Here is a 24,666-nt window from a genome sequence, read left to right as displayed (position 1 = left end):
GTTCCCGAGTTTGTAGATTTTTGATCAAAATAGCGAAAACTGACCTCCAGAAATGGCTTAAAAATCGATTTTCTATTTTTTTTCGATAATGTATATCAAACTTGAAAATTCGCTAGAAAAAAGGGCTTTTATGTTAGAAATCGTTCCGTAGATCGTCGCTTTTAGCCAAAAAAGTGGTGATTTTTTATATTTTTCGCTCAACATAGAGATATAATAGGAATCGAGAATCAAGGGTTTTATTTTTCTCATTTTCCAGTTGGGCTTCTTAGAAATTAAGTTTTCCATTCCTTTTTTAGAAAAATGGTAGATGTGTCTCGGTACATCATAAGCAGCCCAATATTCTTTATAGTGTTTTGCATCGTAAGAAGTTGGATTGGGAACAGCAATAATAAGCAATCCTTTTTCTTTTAATTTTCTATTAAAGATCTCAAGCATCTCATCCTGATTTTCTACATGCTCAAATACATGCCATAAGGTAATAGCATCTAAACTGTGATCTTCAATAAGATTAATATTATCCAGAATTGTTGCTTTTGAAATTTTATTCTGAGCAGCTTTTCTTGCATCAGCATCCGGTTCAAATCCGAATGTTTCAAAGTCATTTTCTATATATTTTACAAATTCTCCTGCGCCACAACCATAGTCTAATACTCTTGAACCTTTTTTTATTCTGTCTAAAAGTATCGTTTTTTTATACTGTAAATTGAATGACTGTAAAAATTTATAAAGCTTTTCTTTTAAACTTCCTGAATCCTGATGATGGGAAATATAATCTTCACTTTCGTAATATTTTGAAATATTCGGTGGAATAGGGGAGGTCTTGAAAACTCCTTTAGTATCTGTTTCTTTAATTTCAAATATTTCCTGTGAAAGAAAATGATCTTTTATTTTCATTGAATTTGTTTATTTCTATATAAAAAATTAAGATATTCAGAATTCAAATCAAACTCATAAATATCTTAATTTTAATTGTTGTTTTTAGCAATGTTTCACGTGAAACATTTTAAATTTATCTTCCTAAATAGACCAATAAAACATTAATATCTGCGGGAGAAACCCCACTGATTCTTCCGGCTTGGGCTATCGTTTTTGGTCTTACATTGGACATCTTCTGTTTGGCTTCTGCAGAAAGACTGGATATCGCTTTATAATCAAAATCTTCAGGAATTTTAATATTTTCCAAACGATTTAGCTTGGCAACATTTTCTTTTTCCTTTTCGATATAGCCTTTGTATTTAATATTTACTTCAGCCTGTTCTCTTATTTCGTCGTCATAACTAGAAGAAAATTCTTTGATAAAATCAATTTCATCCAGTTTTTCCAACGTCATATTAGGTCTTGTCAGGATCTGAGCGGCTCTGTAAGCCTGATCCACAGGACTGCTTTCAATGGTTTCTAAAATTGGGTTAATTACTCCTGGCTTTAAAGAAGTTTCTCGTAAAAAGGACTCAAGTTCCTGACTTTTAGATACTTTCTCTTCAACTCTTTTTAATCGGTCTTCTTTCGCTAAACCTAGATCAAAAGCTCTTTGGGTAAGTCTGATATCTGCATTATCCTGTCTCAAAAGAAGTCTGTATTCTGCTCTTGAAGTAAACATTCTGTAAGGTTCTTCTGTACCTTTCGTAATCAAATCGTCTACTAAAACACCAATATAGGCTTCATCTCTGTTTAAAATAAATTCGTCTTTTTCGTGTACTTTATTGTGAGCGTTAATCCCAGCAATCAACCCTTGTCCTGCTGCTTCTTCATATCCTGTTGTTCCGTTAATCTGCCCGGCAAAGTATAAATTATCGATCAATTTTGTCTCTAAGGTATGCTTTAGTTGGGTAGGAGGGAAGTAATCATATTCAATCGCATAGCCGGGGCGGAAAACTTTTACATTCTCAAATCCCGGAATATGTTTCATTGCTTTGATCTGAACATCCTCCGGAAGAGAAGAGCTGAATCCGTTAACGTAGATTTCCACGGTTTTCCAGCCTTCAGGTTCTACAAATAACTGGTGCCTGTTTCTCTCTGCAAAACGATTGATCTTATCTTCAATACTTGGACAATACCTTGGTCCTAAACTTTGAATCGTACCATTAAACATTGGACTTCTGTCGAATCCTTCACGTAAAATATCGTGTACTGTTTCATTGGTATAAACGATATGACAGCTTAATTGTTTTGTCAATTTCGGAGTGTCAAGATAGCTGAACTTTTGAGGATTTTCATCGCCTTTCTGTTCTTCCATTTTGGAATAATCAAGACTTCTTCCGTCTACGCGGGGTGGGGTACCGGTCTTCATTCTTCCTGCTTCAAAACCTAAAGAAACCAATTGCTCTGTGATTCCAAAAGCTCTCGGTTCACCCATTCTTCCACCTCCCAATTGCTTATCTCCAACGTGGATCAAACCATTTAAGAAAGTACCATTTGTAAGAACTACAGAGTTGGATCTTATCTCTATTCCTAAAGAAGTGACTACACCGACAGCTTTACCATTTTCGATAATAAGCTGCTTTACCATATCCTGGAAGAAATCAAGGTTAGGTGTATTTTCTAATGCAAGACGCCATTCTTCTGCGAAAAGCATTCTGTCATTTTGTGTTCTTGGAGACCACATTGCAGGACCTTTTGAAAGGTTAAGCATCTTGAACTGTATCGCTGATTTATCTGCCACAATTCCTGAATAACCACCCATTGCATCGATCTCTCTTACGATCTGTCCTTTGGCGATTCCTCCCATCGCGGGGTTGCAACTCATCTGTCCGATAGTTTGCATATTCATCGTAACGAGCAGCGTTCTTGAGCCTAAGTTTGCGGCTGCAGCGGCTGCCTCACATCCTGCGTGACCGGCACCTACTACGATTACATCATATATTTCTGAAATCATTTTTTATTGCTTGTTTTAAGCCTTAATTTTTAATTTAATTTACAAATGTTTCACGTGAAACATTTGTAAATTTTATGGTCTAAAATCTCTTTTAATGTGCTTTATCTAGCCCCGATCGCAGCAATTGTTTGAGCTCGTTTTCTTTTTGAAAAAAAAAGAAAACAGCGAGTGCGGAGAGCGGGAAATAGCTCCAAAAAAAATAGAGATTTAGAGGTTTTGAAATGTAATAATTTCTCTGTCTCTGAATCTCCAATTTCTTTATTCGTATTTTGCTAAATAATGATCTTCTTTACTTCGCATCAACTTTTCTTCTTCCTCGGTTTTATCTTTGTATCCGGAGAGATGAAGAATACCGTGGGCCAGAACCCTTCTTAATTCTTCTTCGTATTCTCGGGATAGAGTAGAAGCGTTATCGGAAATCCGCTGCAAAGATACAAAAATCTCTCCGCTTATAGTCTTTCCTTTTACATAGTCAAAAGTGATGATATCTGTATAGTAATCATGCTGTAAATAATCCTGATTTACCTTCAATAAATATTCATCATCGCAGAAAATATAATTGATCTCGCCCAACTTTTTTTCTTCTGAAAGAATGATGTCTTCCAGCCATTTTTTGTATTCTGTATTTACCGTATCCGGTAAGTTTTCGTAAAAGAACTGTATCATATTTTTATTAAAACCAGTGTCCTAAAATAACACTGAATATACCTTTTTGATTATTTTTTAGTGAGTGACTGAAGTTGATTCTGATCTGTCCAAACGGAGATTTATATCCTGCTGTCATTCCAAGGGAACTGTAATTTAACTTAGCTGCGTCTTCAAAAGTAATATCGTCTGAGAGATTGGCAAAGGAAAAGTTCCCGCTTAGAAAGTAGTTTTTGTTAAATTTGAACTGAAGATCATTAGAGATCAGAACAACATTATTGGTGTTGAGCTGAGCAAAATAAAAACCTCCAAAAGTTCTGAAATTGACCAGATTTTGTTCAAGAATTCCGCCCAGCTTATATCTATAATAGTTGGGCAGTTCATCACCGAGTGTAACGCCGCCATACAGGTTGAGTCTGTAGGTAAATTGTCTGGATAACGGAATGTTAATTCTGATATCTGCCTTAATCTGAACCGGCCTTTTTTCAACCTCAGAGCTTAACAGATCCACTACTTTTCCTTCCGCAGAAAAATAGATTCCTTTAGTGGGGAAATCCCTGTCATTCTGGGTATCACTCTTTAGAAATACATAGGGATTCAGAAAGCGGCTGTATCTTCTGCTTTCACCATTGATGTCTGATTCAAAATAATCGTGACTGATTCCGCCTCCTATCGCAAATTTATCTCTCCAGATGGATTGAATGTAGGCCTCATTTCTGAACCATTTCCACGATTCGTAGGTTTGATTATTGTCATTTCTCAGATCGAATCCCATTCCGGAAGAGTAGATCCCAAATCCCGGAATGTATCCATTATCAATAAAATAATTTAAATAATACCTTGGTTTATCTCCTACAACCACATCGAGGGAAAGATTGGTATTTTTAAATAGAAGTCGCTTGGCAGAGTAATTGAGAAGCAACCCGGTTTTAAATATTTCATCATAATGTAAACCGAATTTTAGGAAATGCCTGGCCTCATCTTCTGTGACATAAAGCTTCAGATAATTACCCTCATGGTCTGAGATAATATCATAATTAATAAACCGGTAATTGTTTGTAGCAATCAGCTTATCTATTTTTTTATTAATACTTCCGTAGGTCTGAAGAGAAGGAAGACGAAGTCCCATTTTCCCTAAAATATAGTTTTTTCCGTAAATTTTCCCTCCGTCTATTGCAATACTGTCTATCTTATAGACATTGGAATAGATGGGGTTTATGCGCTGTCTGATGCGGTCAAAAGGTCTCTTAGGCAGTTCATCTAATGTCTTCATATATTTTAAACCTTCAGCATAACCACTGTCGAGGATTTTCTTCTTATCATCGTAGCTTGTGGCGGTCATCCCTTTTAGATTGGGTTTTATATTAATGTCGGTATATTTATACTGTCTGCGGGTATCTTTTTTAATTCCAAAATCGATGACCTGATTCAGGATCGAAATAATATTGTTCAGATCTTCTCTTTTTGAAAGGTCCTGATTAAGATCAACACCTATGACAATATCGATGCCTTTATCTTTTAATGGTTTGGAAGGATAATTTACCGTCATCGCGCCATCGATATAAATGCTGTCTCCAATTTTAACGGGATCCATTAAAGAAGGAAATGCAGAACTTGCCATGATGGATTGCACCAAATCTCCTTTTTCAAAAATTTCCATATTGCCACTTTCAAGATTTGTAGCTACACACATGAAAGGAATCGGAAGTTTTGAAAAATCATTTATATTCGAAACATTCTTAAATAATTCTTTTAAGAGATAAACATTTTTCTGTCCCGAACTGATGGAAGAGGGTAGTGTGATTTTTCCGTTTTGAAGCGGAATCGATAAAAGATATTTATCAACAGATTTATTGAAAAAAGTAGTTTCCTGTCTTTTAGATTTCGGATCCATAATTAAGGAATAGAAATCGGTATCCATCACAATTTTTTCAATCTCCTTTCCTGAATATCCTGAAGCATACAGACCGCCCACGATGGCACCCATACTCGTTCCGGCAATATAATCTACCTTTACTCCTAAAGAATCCAATACTTTAAGTACTCCGACATGAGAAAATCCTTTAGCACCGCCACCGGCCAGGGAGAGGCCGATTTTAGGATTTTTTGGAATCACTAAATCCTTCTTTACCTGAGCATGGATCAAAAGCAATTGAAATACAAATAATAGAGTCAGGAGTTTTCTCATAGGTGTTAATCTTTTATATAGATCCGTTTCACACGGGGCGAAATGGAAGTTAATACTTCATAGGTTATCGTTTTGCAGTAGTCTGCGAATTCTTTTAAACTTGGTTTTGCATTAAAAACGGTTACGGTATCGCCTTCTTTTACATTCGGAATATGATCGACGTTAATCATCATCATATCCATGCAAATGCTTCCAACAATAGGAGCTAAGGTTTTATTTACGCCAACATTTCCAACCTGATTTCCAATCAACCTTGGAATTCCGTCTGCATATCCAACGGGAATAGTGGCAATTTTTGTATTATGATCTGCTTTAAATCTTCTGCTGTAACCCACAGATTCTCCGTTTTCTACTAAAGAGATTTGTGAAATTACGGTTTTAAAGCTTACAACAGATCGTAATTGTTTTTGTATTTCACTGTTTTGTGATTCCCCTAGCATTCCGATACCGATTCTTACCATATCATACTGATGATTGGTATAGCTTGTAATTCCTGAGGAATTCAAAATATGTCGGATAGGAGTGTAGCCTAATTTTTCGATCAAATGGCTTGAATTTTTTTCAAATGTTTCCAGTTGATGTAAAGTAAATTCTTTTTCTTCCGGTATATCTGAAGACGAAAGATGGCTGAAAATACTTTGAACTTTTACATTCATGGTATTTAAGGTTTCACTCAATTGATCTAATTCAAAACCTTTAAAACCAAGCCTGTGCATTCCTGTCTCCAATTTGATATGAACAGGATATTTTTTATCGTAACCCGATTTCTGAACGGCTTCATAAAACAATTCCAATACTCGGAAACTGTAAATTTCCGGTTCTAAATTATATTGAATAACGGTTTCGTAACTATGCTGTTCAGGATTCATCACAACGATAGGAACCGTAATACCTTTTTTTCGGAGTTCAACGCCTTCATCAACAAAAGCAACGCCTAAATAATCAATATGATGATGCTGTAGAAATTCTGAAATTTCATAACTTCCTAATCCGTAAGAATTTGCTTTTACCATTGCCATCATTTTTGTGGTTGGTTTAAGCAAAGATTTATGATAATTGATGTTATGAAGAATCGCGTTGAGATTGATTTCTAAAACGGTATCATGTTTTCTAAGTTCAAGGATATCTTTAAGCCTTTCGATTTCAAACTTTCTGGCTCCTTTTAAAAGAATGATCTGATTTTCGAGTTCGGTAAGATGTTTACTTTCAATTAATTCTTTCGTATCAATAAAAGTAAATGTTTTAGCTTTAAATAATTCACTAAAATTTGATATTTCATTCCCGATTAAGAAAACAGAATCAAATTTTTGTTCGTTTACCAAATCAGAAACTTCTTCATACAATTCTTTTGAATTTGAATTGACGCCGACGATATCTGTTAAGACCAAAGATTTCTTCGGCTTATTATATTCATTAAGAAATTGAAGAGCAGTTTTCAAAGAATCGAGGTCAAGATTAAAAGAATCATTGATGACAATATTGCTCTTAATTCCTTCGATGGCTTCAAGTCTCATTTCAACGGCCTTCAGAGCGTTGATTTTTTCAACGATCTTTTTATTTTTGACTCCCAGTTCCTTTAAGATGGTTACAAGCGCCAGAGCATTAGTTAATGTCGCTTCGTCTCTCTGATGAACAGGAAAAGTGATTTCTTCATCAAAATATTGCACAATAACATCTTCATTTTTCGAAATATTATTTTTAAAGAAAACATGATTGTGATTTTTAAATCCGTAAGAAATTAGTTTTTTATCTGAATATAAATTTTTAATTTTTTTGTCCACTGTAGAATTGTCACCGTTATAAATGACAACTTCGGAATTTTTGAATAGTTTGATTTTTTCATCAATCAATTCTTCTTCCGATTTGAAGTTGGCAAGATGGGCAGTTCCGATGTGAGTCAGCAAACCAATTTGAGGATGGAAAATATGTTCAAGTTTTTCCATTTCATGAGGCTCGGAAATTCCGACTTCGAAAATTCCCAGTTGATGAGAATCATTTATCTGAAGCAAAGAAAGGGGAAGACCAATCTGAGAATTGAAACTTTTCGGACTTTTCACGGTCGAAAATTCATTCCAAAGACATTGGTACAACCATTCTTTTAAGATCGTTTTTCCGTTACTTCCTGTAATTCCGATAGATTTTAAATGTGAATTTTCGAAATGATATTTAGCTAATTTTTGAAGAAACTCCACAGAATTTTCAACAATAATCCACGTTATATTTTCAAACTGAGGAAAATGATGCTCGGAAATAATGACATTTATACCTCTGTCAATAGCCGCTTCAATGAATTTTTCACCCGAATTTTTATGGGTATTGATGGCAATAAAAGCCGCATTTTTCGTAGAATAAATAATCCGGCTGTCAAAAGCGATGTTTTTGATAACTAATTCTTTGTCGCCAATGATATTCGCATTGGTGATTCTGGCAATGTCTTCTACTGTATAGTTCATTTATAAATCGTCTATTATAAATTTTTTGTCTTCGTCTTGATAATTATTATATAAACGGAATATTTTCAGATATTTTGATTCTAATCGGTAGATTAGAGTTGTTTGTTCGGTAATCAAAAGCTTGTGATAATCAGGAAATTTTTCCAGCTTTTGAAATCCTACTTTTTTGTCGAGAATCAATCCTATTTTATGATTTAGTATATTCATAAAGTTTTGATATTCTCTAAAGGTAAATCTATTCCCGATATAATCCTCTATTTGCTCCAAATCCTGGAGTGCAAATTTAGACCACCTTATTTCCATATTTCTTTAAGAAACGTTCTTCGGAAATTTTCATAACATCATCATGAGAATAATAAATGTCATTCTCAAAATCGCTTTCAGCTTCTTCCAATGAATTTAAAAGAGATTTTTCCGGCTCAATAATCTCCGCAATCTTCAACAATTCCTCAGGAAGAAATTTTTTCTCTTTCATCTTTCTAAAAAATGTAGGTTCAGAAATCCCGCTTTTCTCAATGATATATTTCATTTTGAAGGGCGAATTTTTCAAAATCTCATCAATAGAATTGCTGATCTTTATATAATTTTTGATTTCTAATATCATTTTTTGATAGTTTTTACTATTAAATTATAAACAAATTTAAAAATAAATCTGATACTAAAGTTCTTTTTTATTCAAAACTTCATCAACAAAAACCCTTCGGCTCACCGCATCGTAAGATTCTGTTTCTCCGAGTTCTACAAGATCCTTTCCTTGGGAGGTTCTCATTGAATAATTAGCCAGATTTCCGGTTCTTCTGCAGATGGCGTGTACTTTCGTTACATACTCAGCAGTGGCCATCAGATTGGGCATCGGTCCGAAAGGCCTTCCTAAAAAGTCCATATCCAGTCCGGCGATTACCACACGAATTCCGCTATTGGCTAATTGATTGGCCACATCCACAATACTTTCATCGAAAAACTGAGCTTCATCTATCGCAACCACATCACAGTTGGAAGCCAGCAAAAGAATTTCATTCGGATTTTCTACTGCCGTACTTCGGATCTTATTTTGATTATGAGACACCACATCCTCCTCCGAATATCGAATATCCAGTTTAGGCTTAAAAATCTCTACATTCTGTCCCGCCATTTCTGCTCTTCTGAGCCTTCTGATAAGCTCTTCTGTTTTTCCGGAAAACATTGAGCCACAAATAACTTCCATCCAACCGCTTTGTTTGGAATGATTAATTGTATTTTCTAAAAACATTTGTTAAATTAGCCGTATATTTCTATCATCAAAAGTAAGCAATTTTAACAAGATTCTTATATGCAGAATATCCAAGATTTAAAGGAAAAAATTTTTTTTGAATCCAAGAATATCATTGATAATCTGGATAAAATAAACAATGTCGACGAGTTACTTTCCAAGCAAGATCTTGTGGATGAGCTTGCTAACAGGATTTCTTTTTTGAGATTGCTGGAGAAAAATATCGAATATTTTATTCCGCAAAACGTTTCTCAGGTTTTTGAAAATCAGGAAAATGTTTCTTTCACTGCTCATGATTTGGATTCTCACGATTCAAAAAATAATGAAGTAACGGAAGAAGAAGCAATTTTCAATAATGAATTGAACGAAATTGATGAAAATGAGGAAGAAGAAGCGATTTTTAATAATCAGCTGAATGAAATTGTTGAGAATGAATTTCACGAGAATTTTGTAAACTTTGTTGAAGAAGATAAAGAGCTTCAAGCAGCTGAAACTGCTCGTAATGATATTGATAATCAAAATATTAATTCTGAAAAAAGTTTTAATGATCAGTTGAGTGAAATTGAAGAAAATCAACCTTCTGAAAATGTTGAAACTAATGTGAATTTCGTTGATGAAGAAAGAATTCTTGCTGATTCTGAACCTGATAATGATGAAAACATTCATGAAGAAATGTTTAATCAAAAAACAACAGAAGAAGAAGCAATTTTTAATAATCAACTGAATGAAATTGATGAATTAGAAAATGAAATTTCTGATAATCAGGGAAATAATCTGAATAATTTTCAGGAAGAAGAGAAAATTCAGTTTAGTTTTGAACCGGAAGTAAAATCAGAAGAAAAGACTTTCAATGAAGCTTCAGTAATTACGGAAACAATTCCGAGTATTTTTGATCCGGAAATTGTGGATGATGAAGAGGAAATTTTAATTGAAGAAACGGAAGAGCAATTTGTAGCTTCCAACATCAATATCAGTCAGGGGGAAATGGCGTCTGAAACTTCTAATGTTGAAAATATTTTGAGTGAAATTAAAAATGAAGCTCAGTTAGACGAAAAACAGGAGGAAGCTTACAGTTCTGAGGCTAATATCAGACGTGAAATTGTAGAAATCGACAAGCCAGAACCTGAATTAAAAGAAAAACATCCTTCAGATGAAAGTTTTGAAAATACAGACGAATATCATCAGGAGAGAAAAATAAAATTAGCCAATATCAAAGGATTAAAAGGTGTTCAGACTCTTTTTGATGATGATCCTTTGGAAAGAGAAATTCCTGTTGAGAAGAAGCAGGAACCTGTGATAAAAGAGGAAACAGGAAGTATTTTGAAGACCAATATTCCGACTCAATTTATGGAAGCGGCAAAACCGAAACCTGAATTTAAGTTGGATCTGAACGATAGAATTGCGTTTTCAAAAATGTTGTTCGGAGGCAGCCAGTCTGATCTGAATGATGTTGTTTCTGTTTTGAACAGATTTAAGAATCTTGAAGAAGCAAAAGAATATCTGAGCGATCTTTACTACGAAAGGAAGTGGAATAAAGTGGATGAATATGCACAGAGACTTTGGATATTGGTAGAAAATAAATTTTTATAAACTAAATTTTGAGCGGAATTCTTTATTTTGTTCCCACACCGGTCGGGAACTTGGAAGATATGACTTTCAGGGCGGTGAATGTACTGAAAGAGGTGGACTATATTTTATGCGAAGACACGAGAACTTCCGGAATTCTTTTGAAGCATTTCGAGATCTCTAAGCCTTTAAAATCTTATCATTTGCACAATGAGCATCAGGCAACGGAAAAGGTGATCACAGACCTTAAAAACGGTCAGAATATTGCCATCATTACCGATGCGGGAACTCCCGGAATTTCAGATCCGGGTTATTTGCTTTCAAAAGCGGGCTCTGATAATAATATTGAAATGATTTGTTTACCTGGAGCAACAGCTTTTGTTCCGGCTTTGGTGGTTTCAGGATTACCTAACAATGAATTTTTATTTGCGGGATTTTTACCTCAGAAAAAAGGCAGGCAAACGAAGCTAAAACAGCTTGCAGAAGAGAAAAAGACCATCGTATTATACGAAAGTCCACATAAGATCAATACGACGTTGGAGCAGATCAAAGAATTCTTTGGTGAAGAAACCAAGGTAAGCCTAAGTCGTGAAATTTCGAAAAAATTCGAAGAAACTAAACGAGGAACAATCAATGAGTTAATTGAATTTTCAAAAAGCAAAACTTTAAAAGGCGAGATTGTTCTCATCGTAAATAATTCTATTTAATTGAAAAAGTTAATTTTCGTATTGGTTTCGTCGGTTTGTTTAGGACAGACGGATCAATACAAACAAATTCTGCTGTCTAAAAAACTGGGTAAGGAAGTACGTTCTTATTCTAAAGGTTATGGGCTTATTCTTGATCCTGAAGCAGATAAAACAAACATTGTAGACTCCCTGGGAGTGATTACTTTTGATTCGCCTGAAAAAAATGAAATTTCACATTTATTCAGAAATAGATTTATTTTAAAAATAAAAGACGGAGAAAGAAAGGATCAAGTGGCACTGATTGATGGAAAAGGAAAAGAATTAATTCCTTTAGATAATCAAAAACTTGATGTTTCATGGAGTATTAACGAAAGAATTATTGCGGCCAAGGAAGGTAAGGAGGGGGTATTTGATTACAATGGCAAACAGGTTATTCCTTATTCTGAAAAGGTGAAATTTGCCGGACAAAACCGCTTTTTTGTTAAAAATGAAGACGGGTGGTATATTTACAATGCCGATGGAGAGAAGGTTTCGGATAAAAAATTTGAAAAAAATCTCTATTTCTATAAAAACAGAGTATACATTAGTACCGGCCCGAAACAGGGAGAAATTGTAGATAATAATGGTATAGTTTTAAACACTATCACTCATAATGAAGTAGATAATATAGGCTCGTATCCTTTTCTGATTACGAAGAACAAGAGTAAAAAATACGGAATTATTGATGCCGAAGAAAATCCGGTGACCGAAGATATTTATGATGAAATTTTTCTGGGTACAAGGTATATTTATCTTATAAAAAAAGATAAAGTAAGTATATTTTCCAAAGAAGCAAAACAGCTTTTTCCAACAGAATTCAGTTACGTAAAGTCTTTGTTTAATACTATGTTTACGACACAAAAGACCTTAAAAAGTCCGTCTGTTGCTGTTATAAATATTCAGGGAGAGATTCTGATTCCTAAAGAATATGACAGTATTGAGGGGGTAAAGGTTTCGGGCGAAAATTTTGTGTATTTAACGAAAGGAAGTGAGCAGAGATTTCTGGATAAAGACCTGAAGGATGTTCTGGAGCCTGGCTATCAGATTGAGAGAATTTTACCGAATACCCTTATTTTGAAAAAAGCTGGTATTTTGTATAGATTTTCTGTAAAGGAAAAACAGTATGAAGAGCTGAAAAATATTATCTCATTAAAGGAAAACGGAGTATTTTATTATACGGAAACAGTTTATCCTGCCATTGTGGCTCAAAATAACGAAGGTCTTTTCGGAATTCTTGACGAAAATGGTAAGGAAATTGTTCCCTTTACTTACGATGATATTTTCACTTTTATCTCTGAAAATGAAATTGTTGTAAAAAAAGGAGATAAGTTTGGAGTTACCAATTATGAAAATGAACCTTTGAAAGAGGTGATTTACGATACCTATTCTGTCGATAAACAGGGGATAAAACTTACAGCAGGACAAACGTCGGAATATCTGTTCTTTACCGATCTTGTAGGCGAAAAAGTTCCTCAATAATTGACACATGATAAAAAACAGTCATAAATTTTTGCTAAAATAATGGTTTAAAATGTATTGAATAACAATTTATAATATCTTTGCGCACCGTTTAATTTAGAAAAAATTAAACAATATAAATTAGCCAACTTTCAAAAGGCTAGCTAATTGTAAAGAAATAATTGTCAAGAAATATGAAACTATTAGAAGGAAAAGTAGCGCTAATTACGGGAGCTACAAGAGGAATCGGAAAAGGAATCGCTGAAATTTTTGCTCAGCAGGGAGCAAAAGTGGCGTTTACTTACGCAGGTTCTGTAGACAAAGCGAAAGAATTAGAAGCGGCTTTAAGTTCTGTAACTCAAATTAAAGGTTATCAGTCGGATGCATCGGACTTTGATGCGGCTCAAAAATTAGTGGATGATGTCATGGCTGAGTTCGGTAAAATTGATATTTTAGTGAACAATGCAGGAATTACAAAGGATAATCTGCTGTTGAGAATGTCTAAGGATGACTGGGATACAATTATTAAAGTGAATCTGGATTCTGTATTCAACCTTACAAAGGCCGTTATTAAGCCAATGATGAAGGCTAAATCCGGATCTATTATCAATATGAGCTCTGTTGTGGGATTAAAAGGAAATGCAGGACAGGCCAACTATGCAGCAACAAAAGCAGGAGTACTAGGATTTACTAAATCTGTGGCATTAGAATTAGGGTCAAGAAATATCCGTTGCAATGCAATTGCTCCTGGGTTCATTGAAACTGAAATGACCGCTGCTCTGGACGAGAAAACGGTGCAGTACTGGAGAGACGGAATTCCGATGAAAAGAGGAGGAACTCCTGAAGATATTGCTAATGCATGTGTATTCTTTGCCAGTGATATGTCTGCCTATATAACCGGTCAGACATTAAATGTGGACGGAGGAATGCTGATGCCTTAATTTTGAATTAAAATTTTAAAATATAATGAAAGCCGAATCATTGCGATTCGGCTTTTATGTTAATAAGGTTGGAAGCGGGACGATGTTATGATTGTCGTATCATTTTTAGCAGTCCTAATACCATTTTATCTTTGAGATCTCCTTTGCATTATTCAACCCCTGCGGGGTTATAACATCATTGAATACGTATTCATCGGGTTTTACCCGACGCTACTGATATTTAATCCTTTCAGGGTTTATTAAGGTAAATTCAAAAAGAAAACAGTATAATTATAATGAAAATGGTTTCAAAAAAAATGTAACTGTACTTTATCTTTTAGACTGACTCTATGACTTCCAGCCTCTCTACAGCTTTCAACCGTTAATTGAAAACCTGGTTTTCCTGTTCCTGAACCCGAATAAAAGTAGTTCTTTTGGACAATTCCTTTAGTTTTGAAGCCCCAACATACGTACAGGTAGAGCGAACACCGCCCAAAATATCTTTTACGGTCTCGGAAACCGGCCCTTTGTAAGGAACTTTCACAGTTTTACCTTCGGAAGCTCTGTATTCTGCAACGCCTCCGGAATGTTTATCCATTGCTGTTTTAGAACTCATGCCATAAAAAGAACGGAATTTTTTACCATTTTCTTCAATGATCTCACCGCCGCTTTCGTCATGACCGGCAAACATTCCGCCTAACATCACAAAATCTGCTCCGCCACCAAAGGCTTTTGCGACATCTCCTGGAACTTTACAACCCCCATCTGCAATGATGTGACCGCCCAAGCCATGGGCTGCGTCAGAACATTCTATAATAGCGGAAAGTTGAGGATATCCAACCCCTGTTTTTACGCGTGTCGTACAAACAGAGCCGGGACCAATCCCAACTTTAATAATATCAGCACCCACCAAAAGCAGCTCTTCTACCATTTCGCCTGTAACCACATTGCCGGCGATGATAATTTTATCCGGAAAATTGGCTCTTGCCTTCTTCACAAACTCCACGAAGTGCTCAGAATAGCCATTGGCAACATCGATGCAGAGAAACTCTATTTTCGGATGCTTTTCGAGGATCATTCTTATTTTTTCTTCATCTGCTTTTCCGGTTCCGGTGCTTAAAGCGATATATTGATGAATTTCTTCCGGTTGGCTGTTTAAAAACTCAGACCACTGTTCGGGAGTATAGTGTTTGTGTACAGCAGTGATGATTTTGTCTTTGGCTAATTCTACAGCCATTTCGAAAGTCCCCACCGTATCCATATTGGCGGCGATAATCGGGGTGCCTTTCCATTTTTTTTGAGTATGTTTAAAAGTAAATTCTCTTTCAAGATCAACCTCCGAACGGGATTTCAGAGTTGAACGTTTCGGACGGAACATTACATCCTTAAATCCGAGCTTTATATCATATTCTATTCGCATAATTTGGAAAATTATTTTACTTAAAATTATGAAAAAGATTTAAGGAAAGTTTTAAAATAATGGATTTTATAAAAAGTTTAATAAAAGATTCTCTCGCTGATTTTGCAGATTGCGCAGATTTTTTAAGTTTAAACTTTTAACGTATCCAAAATCGACATCGGAAGCGTTAAGAAAATTAAAAATTAATACGTTAAGAAATTCCCACTGTTTGAGCGCGAGACAAATCTTAAATCGAAGAACAAACTTTCAATTCGCGCAAATTTTGGGAATTTTAGGATTAAATTTTAATTTTTAGCATTCAGATTCCAAGTCTTGAAATAACATTCGCCGACTTTATGGAGGCAATTTTTCGTTCTTTTGTTTCAAGACAAAAGGACATTTAATAAAAAAATAAGGCGTAAACCACGTTACGCCTCAATATTCAATGTTAATCAAAGTTCATTACCTCTTCCAAAGTTTTCATGTACTCGTAAGCTGTTAAATCAAACTTTACGGGAACAATGGAAATATATCCATTCGCCAAAGCCGTTTCATCAGCATCGGGAGATTCATCCATATTATTAAAATAGCCTGTGAGCCAATAATATTTTTTACCGTGTGGACTTAGTCTTTCCTCAAAGCTTTCTTCCCATTTTGCGTGAGCCTGTTTGCAGACTTTAATTCCTTTGATGTCTTCTTTCGGAAGCTTGGGGATATTTACATTCAAAACAATACCTTTGGGCATTGGCTTCTCCAAAGTTCTTCTTACGATATTCTGAATATACTCTTTAGCCTGTGTAAAATCTGCTTCCCAGCTAAAATCCAGTAAAGAAAATCCGATCGCCGGAAGGTTTTCTACACCTGCTTCCACAGCGGCAGACATTGTTCCTGAATAGATCACGTTAATGGAAGAATTCGCTCCGTGGTTGATTCCTGAAACGACAATATCCGGTCTTCTCGGTAAAATTTTATCCAAAGCCATTTTTACGCAGTCTACAGGGGTTCCGCTGCATGAATAATCGGTTTGTGGCCCTTCAAGCTGTACTTCTTCGTAACTTAGGGTAGAATTGATGGTAATAGCATGACCTTTACCGCTTTGTGGAGAGTTGGGTGCTACCACCACTACATCTCCGATTTCGTTCATAAACGTGACAAGATTTCTGATACCGGGTGCTGTAATTCCGTCGTCATTTGTTACCAGAATAAGTGGTCTTTCCATAGAAATAATTTAATTGTAACAAATATACAATTATTCGTATTCACACTTAAATTTTAATTAGAAAGTACGTTTACATCCATTTTAAACTTAACCGAAAAAGAGATAAATGACCTTTTTTGTTTAATTAAAAGAGCACATAAGTCTAAATAACCAAAGGATAAAATCTCCTGAAATTTTGACCACGTTGTAATATCATCCTTCGGATGAAAGGAGCGGATTTTCTGTTTTTAGTAAAAAGTTAGTTATAATCATGACTCCGAAAAAATACCAATTATTCTTTTTCTTTTTGAAAACTTACCACTTCATACTCGTTATTTGAGCAGTAGTCCTTACAACTTTCGTCATTAAATGATTGGGGTTTCTTTAAAAAATCTTCAATGTATTTCGCGCTTTCATCTGTTTTAAGAGGAGCTATGATGACATGAAAGTTTTTTAAAACATATTCATCGGCGTTTTTCACCGCATTCTTTTTGTATTTTTTTGCTTCTGTGAAGTTCATGATCTGATGTTTATAATTATTTTCGGTAATGAATAAACCATACCATTTTTATTTTTTTTAAGAAAATTATGGCATTTTTCAAGGCTTGCATTTTAGCGAGTGGATAACATAAAACTTCTTTTAATAAAAAATCTTAAAAGTACCTGATATTTGTAAATAAGGTATTAAATTTGATAGTTTGTAACAGTAAATTAAAAATTACTACTAATTAAAATACTTTTAAGAAAATAATAAAAATACATTACAGATTTATGTGGAAAAATTTCAAGCTAAATAAATTTTTACTCCTAATTCCATTAACAAGTCTAATGTTTTGTTTCAACTCGCCAAAGAATGATGACGAAAAGATGCAGACGATAATGGTGAGCGTAAAGAATACACTTTCTTATCTACATTATAGTCCGAAGCCAATCAATGATGCCTACTCGAAAGACGTGTATAAGCATTATTTTGAGATGGTGGATCCGGCCAAAAGATACTTCCTTCAGTCTGATATGGATGAATTCGGCAAGCATGCAACGAAGCTTGATGATTATCTGAATCTGGGAGATCTTACTTTTTACAAGCTTACTGTTGACAGATTGTACCAAAGAGTGGATGAAATCGATAAGATTACTCAGGATATTTTCAGTAAACCGATTAATTTGGAGGAAGATGAAACATTAACTCTTGAACCTAAGTTGAAAAAAATCCCTGCCAACAAGCAGGAGCAGTACAACGAGTGGAAAAAATTTATCAAGTACAATATTCTTCAGGAAGTGGAGTCTATGAACAGTAAAGAGGAAGCTCAAAAGATCAAGAAAGATTCTGTTCAGAAATTTAAGTTAAAGGATACAATTAAATATCAGCCTCTATCCCCGGATCAGAAGATTAAAAAAGCGACTGATGAAGTGAAAGATCTTGTAAAAGAAACATTTACAAGATTTAAAAAGAGAAAAAAAATGGACTGGTTCACGGTGTATATGAATTCTTACACAGAAGTTTTCGATCCGCATACCAACTATTATTCTCCAAAAGATAAAGAAGATTTTGATACTCAATTCGTTGGGAAAGTGATCGGGATCGGAGCTATTATTCAGGAGAAAAAAGGAAATCTTTTCCTGGGGGCTTTAACGATTGGGGCTCCGGCATGGAAGTCCAAGCAGCTTTCAGAAGGTGATAAGATTTTGAAGGTAAAATCTAAACCGAAAGAAGATGCAGTAAACGTTGTGGGAATGCTTTCTGATGAGGCGGTACGTTTAATCAGAGGTGAAAAAGGAACACCGGTTACTTTAACGGTTCAGAAAAAAGACGGAACAATAAAGGACGTTACGATGATTCGTGAAGAGGTTGCTATTGAAGATACTTTCGCGAGAAGTATTGTGGTAAACTCTCCGAACGGTAAAAAATATGGTTTCATTAATTTACCAAGCTTTAACGCAGATTTTGAGAATCCTAACGGAAGAAATGCCTCAGATGATATTAAAAATGAGGTCATTAAGCTTAAATCTCAAAATATCGAAGGGATTGTTTTAGACCTTAGAAATAACGGTGGTGGTTCATTAACGGAAGTGGGTGACATCATGGGATTATTCATGAATGCAGGGCCTTATGTTCAGGTAAAAGACGGAAACGGAAAGATTCAAACGTTAAAAAACAAGCAGGAAACTCCGATTTGGACTGGTCCGTTGGTGATTATGCAAAACGAACTTTCGGCTTCGGCTTCTGAGATCCTGGCTGGTGCAATGCAGGATTATGGAAGAGCGATGATTATCGGATCACCACAGTCTTTCGGAAAAGGAACGGTTCAGACTTTTGTGGATCTGAACAGATTCTTAAATACAGAAGATGATTTCGGATCTTTAAAACTTACCATTCAGAAGTTCTATAGAGTAACGGGAGAGTCTAACCAGAGAAAAGGAATTGTGTCTGATATTCAGATGAAAGACTTCTTTACTTATGCTGAAATCGGAGAGAGATATGATGATTTTGCATTGGCTTGGGATAAAATTCCTTCTTCAAAATTTGATAAATTAAATATTTTCAATGCGGTAGCGCTTGAAAAAGCAAGTGCAGCGAGAATGGCTAATAATAAAAATTATCAGTTGTTATTAGAATCTGCCCAGTGGAGAGAAAAATTAGATAAAGAAGAAAGCATTACATTGAATATCAATAAATTCAATCAGGTAATGAAAGAAAGAAAAGCGCAGATCGAGAAATTCAAAGCGTTGAGTAAATTCGAAAACGGCCTTCAGTTTATCATGTATCCGGCAGAGGTTGAAAGAGAGAAAAAAGACGAAGCATTCAAGAAAAAATCTGAAATCTGGGTGAAAGGTCTTAAGAAAGACCCATACCTTCAGGAAGCAATGAATATCGTTGCAGACATGGGTGCAAAATCTTAGAAAAATAAGAACGAAATAGAGCCGCTAAATGAAAATTTGGCGGTTTTTTTTCGCCATTTTATTTCAATAAATTCTTTACATTTAATGATTAAATAAAAGACAAACGATGGAAAATAACAAAGACAATTTTTCTGATTTTTTATTTTATCAGGCTGAGGACGGTAAAGTAAATGTACAGGTCATTATTGATAATGAAAGTGAAACGATATGGGCTTCACAAAATTCTATAGCTGAAATTTTAAGTACTTCGAAGCAAACTGTAAGTTATCATCTCAACAATATTTTTAGAGAAGGAGAACTTAATAGAGATTCAACTGTCAAAGAAATTTTGACGGTTCAAAAAGAAGGAAAGAGAGATGTTCAAAGAAATATAGAATTTTATAATCTAGATGTTATTATTTCAATAGGTTATCGGGTAAATTCTCTTCGGGCAACCCAATTCAGAAAGTGGGCAACATCGGTTTTAAGGGAATATTTAATTAAAGGATTTGTACTGGATGATGAGAGATTGAAGCAAGGCAATCAGCTATTTGGGAAAGACTATTTTGCTGAATTCGTGAAATTCGGGCAAGTGAAAGACTTTTTTATCAGAAGATTACAGATATTTATTCCACGTCTATCGATTATGATATTCATTCTCCTGTTACAAAAGAATTTTATGCAACAGTTCAAAATAAACTTCATTGGGCTATTCACAGACATACTGCGGCTGAACTCATTCAATTAAGAGCCGATTCAAATAGACCCAATATGGGATTAACGTCTTGGAAGAATGACAAAAAGAATGGGAAAATACTAAAAACAGATATTTCTATTGCTAAAAATTATTTGAATGAAGAAGAGATTATAGAATTGAACAGAGTGGTCACCATGTATCTTGATTTTGCTGAAAATATGGCAAGAAGGCATAAACAAATGAAAATGTCTAATTGGATTGTGAAGCTTGACGGTTTTCTTTCATTCAATGAATATGAGGTTTTAAAAGACTTAGGAAAAGTCTCCGCATCTATAGCCAGGCAATTGGCAGAAAATGAATATGAAAAATTCAGAATCATTCAGGACAGAGAATATAAATCTGATTTTGATAAAATTGTAGAGGATATAAAAGGTAAATTACCTGAATAATCGGAAGGAAGTATGGCAAAAATATGATTGTTAATAACTTAAAAAACCGCTAATAAAAAAAATCAGCGGTTTTTTTATGCAAAATCGTAAGATTATTTAATCTCAACACATCCCACTCTTCCTCCGGCGTTACCCGTTGGTTGCGTATGGAAATCGTCTGCAGCAGCGTGTACGATAAGCCCTTTTCCGATGATGTTTTTAGACTCATCTGTACATCCAAGACACCATTTATTAGTTTTAAATGTCAACGTAGCAACACCGTCTTGATTGGCGACAAGGTTTCCGATATCTCCCATGTGGAAATGCTCAGCACCCCATTTTCCATGATCGTTTTTCGATGGATTCCAGTGTCCTCCTGTAGAAGTTCCGTCAGCTGCTGAACAGTCTCCTTTTTCGTGGATGTGTACGGCGTGGATTCCCGGAGTTAGATTGGTTACATCCAATTTCATGATCACTTCATCTCCTTTTTGAGTAAACTTTGCCGTTCCTCCGGTTTGGGTGTCGCTTTTAGATAGGATCTGGTACGTATTTGTTGTTCCGCAAGAAACGGCAAAAAGTGTACATCCCGCTAATAATGCTAATGTTTTTCCTTTCATTTTTTTAATGATTTAAAATGATTTTAGGTTAAATTTAAAAAAGATTTTCCGAAACGCTTTATGATTCGGGTCGTTTTTTCTGAACAGGAATAAAAAACAGCTTTATTAAAACTCATTTAGGTCTGATTACACAACCATTGCGGGTGTCAAAATGAATTGTAAAAAACGATAACCGTTCAGAACTGAAAAATAACCCTTCGGTCAGAAAAATTAAGCAGAAGCACATTTTAGATATAATTTTGAATCGAAAATTAAACCCCATGAAAACTCAAGGACAACAATTTCTGCTTTTGATCGCTTTCTTTATTTTTAGTCTGAATTTTGCCCAGACCAAAATTTCAGGGAAAGTCAGTTTTAGAAATAAAGGCATTAGCGAAGTCAATGTTACGCTGAAAGATACCTATGATGGCGCAACAACTGACGCCGGCGGAAACTTCTCTTTTGAAACCTCAGAAAAAGGAAACCATCAGCTTATTTTTACTCATCCAAAATACATAGAAACAGAAAAATCAATTTTCATTGAAAATCAGGATATTTCTGTAAATGCCGATCTGAAAGAACAAATAAATGAAATTGATGCGGTCGTGGTTTCGGCGGGTTCTATTGAAGCTAGTGATAAAAAGCGCGCCACGGCACTTTTAACGCCTATCGATATTTATACCACGGCTGGTGCAGACGGACAGATTTCTTCGGCTTTAAACTATCTTCCCGGCGTGCAGAAAGTCGGCGAAACAGAAGGTTTGTTCATCCGCGGTGGAACCGGAACAGAATCCAAAATTTTTATGGATGGAAGCTTAATCAATAATTATTTTTCCAATTCTATTCCCGGAATTGCGGGGCGAGACAGATTTAACACCTCACTTTTTAAAGGCAATATTTTTTCAAGTGGCGGCTATTCTGCCTTGTACGGTCAGGCACTTTCGGGCGCTCTGATGTTGGAAAGTGTAGATTTACCGGATCAAAGTTCTTATGATTTCGGGATTTCTCCAATCTTTTTAAGTGCCGGTTTTCAAAAGTTGAGTGAAAATAAAAATCATTCTTACGGAGCCACTTTAGGATATTCTTTGTTGAGCTTAATGCAGAAAGTTATTCCTTTTAATACCGATTTTATGGATGCTCCCCAAGGTCTGAATGGAGATTTTAATTTCAGGATCAAAACGAAATCAGGTGGTTTTTTCAAATATTACGGAATGTATAATTCCAACAAAATGGGGGTGAAAACGCAAAGTCTTGAAGAGGATAATGCGTTTAATCTGATCAGGTTAAAAGGTAAAAATACCTATCATAATTTATCATTTAAGCAAAAATTCGGGAAATATCTATTCAATGCCGGAGCCTCTTATTCTTACAATCAATCCGATTTGAATTTCTCCACAGAAAAAAATGAAACAGAAGGTGAAAAATCCCAACTGTTAAATGATGGCAATTATCTGAATTTCAAAGCGGTTTTAGAAAGAAAGGTGAACAAGATCAGCGCTATTCGTGGTGGTTTTGAATTCAATAATACCGATGAAAAGCTTGATTTTCAGCAAGTCAATAAACATTATCAGGATTTGATTTCTGCCGTTTTCGTGGAAACAGATCTTGGGTTCAGCAATCGTTTTTCAGCAAAAATAGGAGCGAGGGCTGAACATTCTTCTTACTTAGATAAAAGTAATATTGCTCCGCGTTTTGCCTTGGCTTATCGCTTGGCGAAAGACTGGACGACTTCTTTTGCGTATGGATTATTTTATCAAAATCCTGAAAGTAAATATATCAACGGGCCTTCAAATTTAGATTTTCAGCAATCTCAACATTATATTTTTCAGATTCAGAGAAGTTCCGAAGGTAGAAGTTTGAGGCTGGAAGCATTTTATAAAAAATATGATCAGCTGATTAAAACATTCACCATCAATCCTCAGGAAAATCAAAATCAGCAGGTTCAGTCTGCGTTAAATAATGCCGGATTCGGTTATGCAAAAGGGCTGGAATTGTTCTGGAGAGATAAAAAGACATTTAAAGATATCGATTACTGGCTCAGTTATTCTTATTTGGATTCTAAGCGTGATTTTATGAATTATCCGATGAGTTTGCAGCCTAATTTTGCTTCTAATCATACCCTTTCTGCCGTTGCCAAACGTTTCATCCCTGAATGGAAATTAGGTGTAAATCTTTCATACACGTACGCAAAAGGCAGACCTTATTACGATATTGCAACAAAAACAGAAAGTGATAAAGTCATTAATTTCACCCGAAATGAAGGTCATTTAAAAGATTATAATGCCTTGAATTTCAGTCTGAATTATTTGCCCAATTTAGGAAAAAAAGATGCCAAAGCATTTACCATTTTTGTCTTGAGTGTTTCCAATATTTTAGGATCAAAAAATATCTACGGCTACAATTTTTCTCAAAACGGAATGAGAAGTGCTGCCGTGGTTCCACCTGTGAATACCTTTGTCTTTGTCGGCGCATTCATCAGCTTTGGAGTAGATAAAACCGAAGATGCTATCAATAATAATTTATAAAAACAGATTTTATTCCACTAAAAATTGATCTTTATTTAATCCAATATCAACGTTAAAAAATTAGAAAAAATGAAAAAATATTTCTTAACTTTTGCTTTAGGTTTGATGAGTTTAACGGCTTTTGCTCAGTCTAATTACGAAAAAGTAATGGCTGAAAAAATGACTAAACTGGAAGCGTGTAAAACCACCGATGAATTTCAGGCATTAGCCAACGATTTCGACCGAGTTGCCAAGAAAGAAACGACGCAATGGCTGCCTTCTTATTACGCCGCATTTTCCTATATTCAGAAAGGCAGACTTTTGATGAGGGAAGGCAAAATGACCGAACTTTCTGCTCAGGCAAATGCTGCTTTTAATTATTTAGATCAGGCTGAAAAAATTGCCGGAAATAACAATTCTGAGATTCATTTGCTTAAAAAAATGGCTTATTCTCTAAGAATGATGGAAAATCCTGCCGAAAGATACATGACGGATGGCGCGAAGGCGATTGAGGAATTGAAAACTGCCGAAAAGCTGGATCCGACCAATCCAAGAGTGTTTTTGATTAAAGCGGAAGACACCTATTTCACTCCTGAGCAATATGGAGGAAGCAAGGTAAAGGGTCTGGAACAGTTTAAAACAGCGTTGGATAAATTCAATGCTTTTAAACCAAAAACATCGCTGGATCCGAATTGGGGGAAAGCAGAAGCAGAATATTTCCTGAGTCAGGGCTCTACAAAATAATCTTTAAATAATAAATAAACCTTCCAAAAGCGAAGGTTTATTTGTACCATTCAGACTTGAAAATTGACTGTTCAGTAAACATTTATTTTTAATACTTTTATTTTAAACTAATTTTGAACCAAGAAAATCAATCATGAAACGTAA

19 protein-coding genes and 1 pseudogene are annotated in these 24,666 nt (G+C 35.1%); 8 read left to right on the top strand and 12 right to left on the bottom strand.

All coding sequences use genetic code 11. The annotated features are described in order from the left end of the window. Positions 1–72 precede the first annotated feature (72 nt). The 8 genes from VUJ46_RS14985 to VUJ46_RS14950 all read right to left on the bottom strand — a co-directional run bounded on the left by VUJ46_RS14985 (position 73) and on the right by VUJ46_RS14950 (position 9,407). The gene (locus VUJ46_RS14985; protein WP_326981539.1) at positions 73–894 is read right to left on the bottom strand and encodes a class I SAM-dependent methyltransferase; all 822 of its coding nucleotides are present in this window, start codon (positions 892–894) and stop codon (positions 73–75) included. Positions 895–1,009: 115 nt separating this feature from the next. Beyond that, positions 1,010–2,872, bottom strand: a complete 1,863-nt coding sequence (mnmG, locus tag VUJ46_RS14980) for a tRNA uridine-5-carboxymethylaminomethyl(34) synthesis enzyme MnmG (RefSeq protein WP_326981538.1) — start codon at positions 2,870–2,872, stop codon at positions 1,010–1,012. A 258-nt stretch (positions 2,873–3,130) separates the two neighbouring features. Further along, complete coding sequence (gene ybeY / locus VUJ46_RS14975; RefSeq protein WP_326981537.1) at positions 3,131–3,538, bottom strand: rRNA maturation RNase YbeY; 408 nt, start codon at positions 3,536–3,538, stop codon at positions 3,131–3,133. Between the two features lie 7 nt (positions 3,539–3,545). Further along, positions 3,546–5,705 (bottom strand): patatin-like phospholipase family protein, encoded by a 2,160-nt coding sequence (locus VUJ46_RS14970; protein ID WP_326981536.1) that lies wholly within the window; start codon positions 5,703–5,705, stop codon positions 3,546–3,548. A gap of 5 nt (positions 5,706–5,710) precedes the next feature. Further along, positions 5,711–8,158, bottom strand: a complete 2,448-nt coding sequence (locus VUJ46_RS14965) for a bifunctional UDP-N-acetylmuramoyl-tripeptide:D-alanyl-D-alanine ligase/alanine racemase (RefSeq protein ID WP_326981535.1) — start codon at positions 8,156–8,158, stop codon at positions 5,711–5,713. Further along, positions 8,159–8,365, bottom strand: coding sequence for a hypothetical protein (locus tag VUJ46_RS14960; protein WP_326981534.1), 207 nt, complete (start codon positions 8,363–8,365; stop codon positions 8,159–8,161). It abuts the gene before it with no gap. A gap of 76 nt (positions 8,366–8,441) precedes the next feature. Further along, positions 8,442–8,762: a hypothetical protein gene (locus VUJ46_RS14955; RefSeq protein WP_326981533.1), complete on the bottom strand. Its 321-nt coding sequence runs from the start codon at positions 8,760–8,762 to the stop codon at positions 8,442–8,444. A 54-nt stretch (positions 8,763–8,816) separates the two neighbouring features. Beyond that, the gene (locus VUJ46_RS14950) at positions 8,817–9,407 is read right to left on the bottom strand and encodes a thymidine kinase (RefSeq protein ID WP_326981532.1); all 591 of its coding nucleotides are present in this window, start codon (positions 9,405–9,407) and stop codon (positions 8,817–8,819) included. A 60-nt stretch (positions 9,408–9,467) separates the two neighbouring features. Here VUJ46_RS14950 and VUJ46_RS14945 point away from each other — a divergent pair, with 60 nt between their 5' ends. The 4 genes from VUJ46_RS14945 (at position 9,468) to fabG (ending at position 14,097) form a co-directional block, all read left to right on the top strand. Further along, complete coding sequence (locus tag VUJ46_RS14945) at positions 9,468–10,997, top strand: hypothetical protein (RefSeq protein WP_326981531.1); 1,530 nt, start codon at positions 9,468–9,470, stop codon at positions 10,995–10,997. Positions 10,998–11,005: 8 nt separating this feature from the next. Next, the gene (rsmI, locus tag VUJ46_RS14940) at positions 11,006–11,680 is read left to right on the top strand and encodes a 16S rRNA (cytidine(1402)-2'-O)-methyltransferase (RefSeq protein WP_312389626.1); all 675 of its coding nucleotides are present in this window, start codon (positions 11,006–11,008) and stop codon (positions 11,678–11,680) included. After that, a complete protein-coding gene (locus VUJ46_RS14935; RefSeq protein ID WP_326981530.1) occupies positions 11,681–13,177 on the top strand; it encodes a WG repeat-containing protein in 1,497 nt (498 codons plus the stop codon). 173 nt (positions 13,178–13,350) lie between these two features. Beyond that, positions 13,351–14,097 carry a 3-oxoacyl-[acyl-carrier-protein] reductase gene (gene fabG / locus VUJ46_RS14930; protein ID WP_326981529.1) on the top strand — a complete coding sequence of 249 codons (747 nt, stop codon included), beginning with the start codon at positions 13,351–13,353 and terminating at the stop codon, positions 14,095–14,097. Between the two features lie 361 nt (positions 14,098–14,458). Here the strand turns inward: fabG and VUJ46_RS14925 are convergent, their stop codons facing one another. The 3 genes from VUJ46_RS14925 to VUJ46_RS14915 all read right to left on the bottom strand — a co-directional run bounded on the left by VUJ46_RS14925 (position 14,459) and on the right by VUJ46_RS14915 (position 17,193). After that, positions 14,459–15,496 (bottom strand): GMP reductase, encoded by a 1,038-nt coding sequence (locus tag VUJ46_RS14925; protein ID WP_326981528.1) that lies wholly within the window; start codon positions 15,494–15,496, stop codon positions 14,459–14,461. A gap of 427 nt (positions 15,497–15,923) precedes the next feature. Beyond that, entirely contained in the window at positions 15,924–16,694 is a 771-nt protein-coding gene (gene surE / locus VUJ46_RS14920; protein WP_326981527.1) for a 5'/3'-nucleotidase SurE, read from the bottom strand. A 271-nt stretch (positions 16,695–16,965) separates the two neighbouring features. Beyond that, positions 16,966–17,193 carry a hypothetical protein gene (locus VUJ46_RS14915; RefSeq protein ID WP_326981526.1) on the bottom strand — a complete coding sequence of 76 codons (228 nt, stop codon included), beginning with the start codon at positions 17,191–17,193 and terminating at the stop codon, positions 16,966–16,968. A 251-nt stretch (positions 17,194–17,444) separates the two neighbouring features. On the opposite strand from VUJ46_RS14915, the gene VUJ46_RS14910 reads away from it, so the two are divergent. Both VUJ46_RS14910 and VUJ46_RS14905 read left to right on the top strand, forming a co-directional pair. Further along, a complete protein-coding gene (locus tag VUJ46_RS14910) occupies positions 17,445–19,574 on the top strand; it encodes a carboxy terminal-processing peptidase (protein ID WP_326981525.1) in 2,130 nt (709 codons plus the stop codon). Between the two features lie 106 nt (positions 19,575–19,680). Continuing rightward, a pseudogene (locus VUJ46_RS14905) lies at positions 19,681–20,699 on the top strand (virulence RhuM family protein). A 92-nt stretch (positions 20,700–20,791) separates the two neighbouring features. Here the strand turns inward: VUJ46_RS14905 and VUJ46_RS14900 are convergent. Continuing rightward, complete coding sequence (locus VUJ46_RS14900) at positions 20,792–21,295, bottom strand: superoxide dismutase family protein (protein ID WP_326981524.1); 504 nt, start codon at positions 21,293–21,295, stop codon at positions 20,792–20,794. Positions 21,296–21,555: 260 nt separating this feature from the next. Between VUJ46_RS14900 and VUJ46_RS14895 the strand changes: the two genes are divergently transcribed. Then, positions 21,556–23,799, top strand: coding sequence for a TonB-dependent receptor (locus VUJ46_RS14895; RefSeq protein ID WP_326981523.1), 2,244 nt, complete (start codon positions 21,556–21,558; stop codon positions 23,797–23,799). 69 nt (positions 23,800–23,868) lie between these two features. Continuing rightward, positions 23,869–24,522, top strand: coding sequence for a hypothetical protein (locus VUJ46_RS14890; protein WP_326981522.1), 654 nt, complete (start codon positions 23,869–23,871; stop codon positions 24,520–24,522). The last annotated feature ends 144 nt before the right edge of the window (positions 24,523–24,666 follow it).

It is taken from the genome of Chryseobacterium sp. MYb264, from assembly GCF_035974275.1.
Taxonomy (GTDB): Bacteria; Bacteroidota; Bacteroidia; order Flavobacteriales; family Weeksellaceae; genus Chryseobacterium.
The sequence above is the reverse complement of the archived record's forward strand: the minus strand, read 5'-3'. Positions and strand labels throughout refer to the sequence as shown.

Coding starts and splice junctions, on each gene's coding strand:
- VUJ46_RS14985 (WP_326981539.1), bottom strand. CDS start 894: ATGAAAATAAAAGATCATTTTCTTTCACAGGAAATATTTGAAATTAAA.
- mnmG (WP_326981538.1), bottom strand. CDS start 2,872: ATGATTTCAGAAATATATGATGTAATCGTAGTAGGTGCCGGTCACGCA.
- ybeY (WP_326981537.1), bottom strand. CDS start 3,538: ATGATACAGTTCTTTTACGAAAACTTACCGGATACGGTAAATACAGAA.
- VUJ46_RS14970 (WP_326981536.1), bottom strand. CDS start 5,705: ATGAGAAAACTCCTGACTCTATTATTTGTATTTCAATTGCTTTTGATC.
- VUJ46_RS14965 (WP_326981535.1), bottom strand. CDS start 8,158: ATGAACTATACAGTAGAAGACATTGCCAGAATCACCAATGCGAATATC.
- VUJ46_RS14960 (WP_326981534.1), bottom strand. CDS start 8,365: ATGAATATACTAAATCATAAAATAGGATTGATTCTCGACAAAAAAGTA.
- VUJ46_RS14955 (WP_326981533.1), bottom strand. CDS start 8,762: ATGATATTAGAAATCAAAAATTATATAAAGATCAGCAATTCTATTGAT.
- VUJ46_RS14950 (WP_326981532.1), bottom strand. CDS start 9,407: ATGTTTTTAGAAAATACAATTAATCATTCCAAACAAAGCGGTTGGATG.
- VUJ46_RS14945 (WP_326981531.1), top strand. CDS start 9,468: ATGCAGAATATCCAAGATTTAAAGGAAAAAATTTTTTTTGAATCCAAG.
- fabG (WP_326981529.1), top strand. CDS start 13,351: ATGAAACTATTAGAAGGAAAAGTAGCGCTAATTACGGGAGCTACAAGA.
- VUJ46_RS14925 (WP_326981528.1), bottom strand. CDS start 15,496: ATGCGAATAGAATATGATATAAAGCTCGGATTTAAGGATGTAATGTTC.
- surE (WP_326981527.1), bottom strand. CDS start 16,694: ATGGAAAGACCACTTATTCTGGTAACAAATGACGACGGAATTACAGCA.
- VUJ46_RS14915 (WP_326981526.1), bottom strand. CDS start 17,193: ATGAACTTCACAGAAGCAAAAAAATACAAAAAGAATGCGGTGAAAAAC.
- VUJ46_RS14910 (WP_326981525.1), top strand. CDS start 17,445: ATGTGGAAAAATTTCAAGCTAAATAAATTTTTACTCCTAATTCCATTA.
- VUJ46_RS14900 (WP_326981524.1), bottom strand. CDS start 21,295: ATGAAAGGAAAAACATTAGCATTATTAGCGGGATGTACACTTTTTGCC.
- VUJ46_RS14895 (WP_326981523.1), top strand. CDS start 21,556: ATGAAAACTCAAGGACAACAATTTCTGCTTTTGATCGCTTTCTTTATT.
- VUJ46_RS14890 (WP_326981522.1), top strand. CDS start 23,869: ATGAAAAAATATTTCTTAACTTTTGCTTTAGGTTTGATGAGTTTAACG.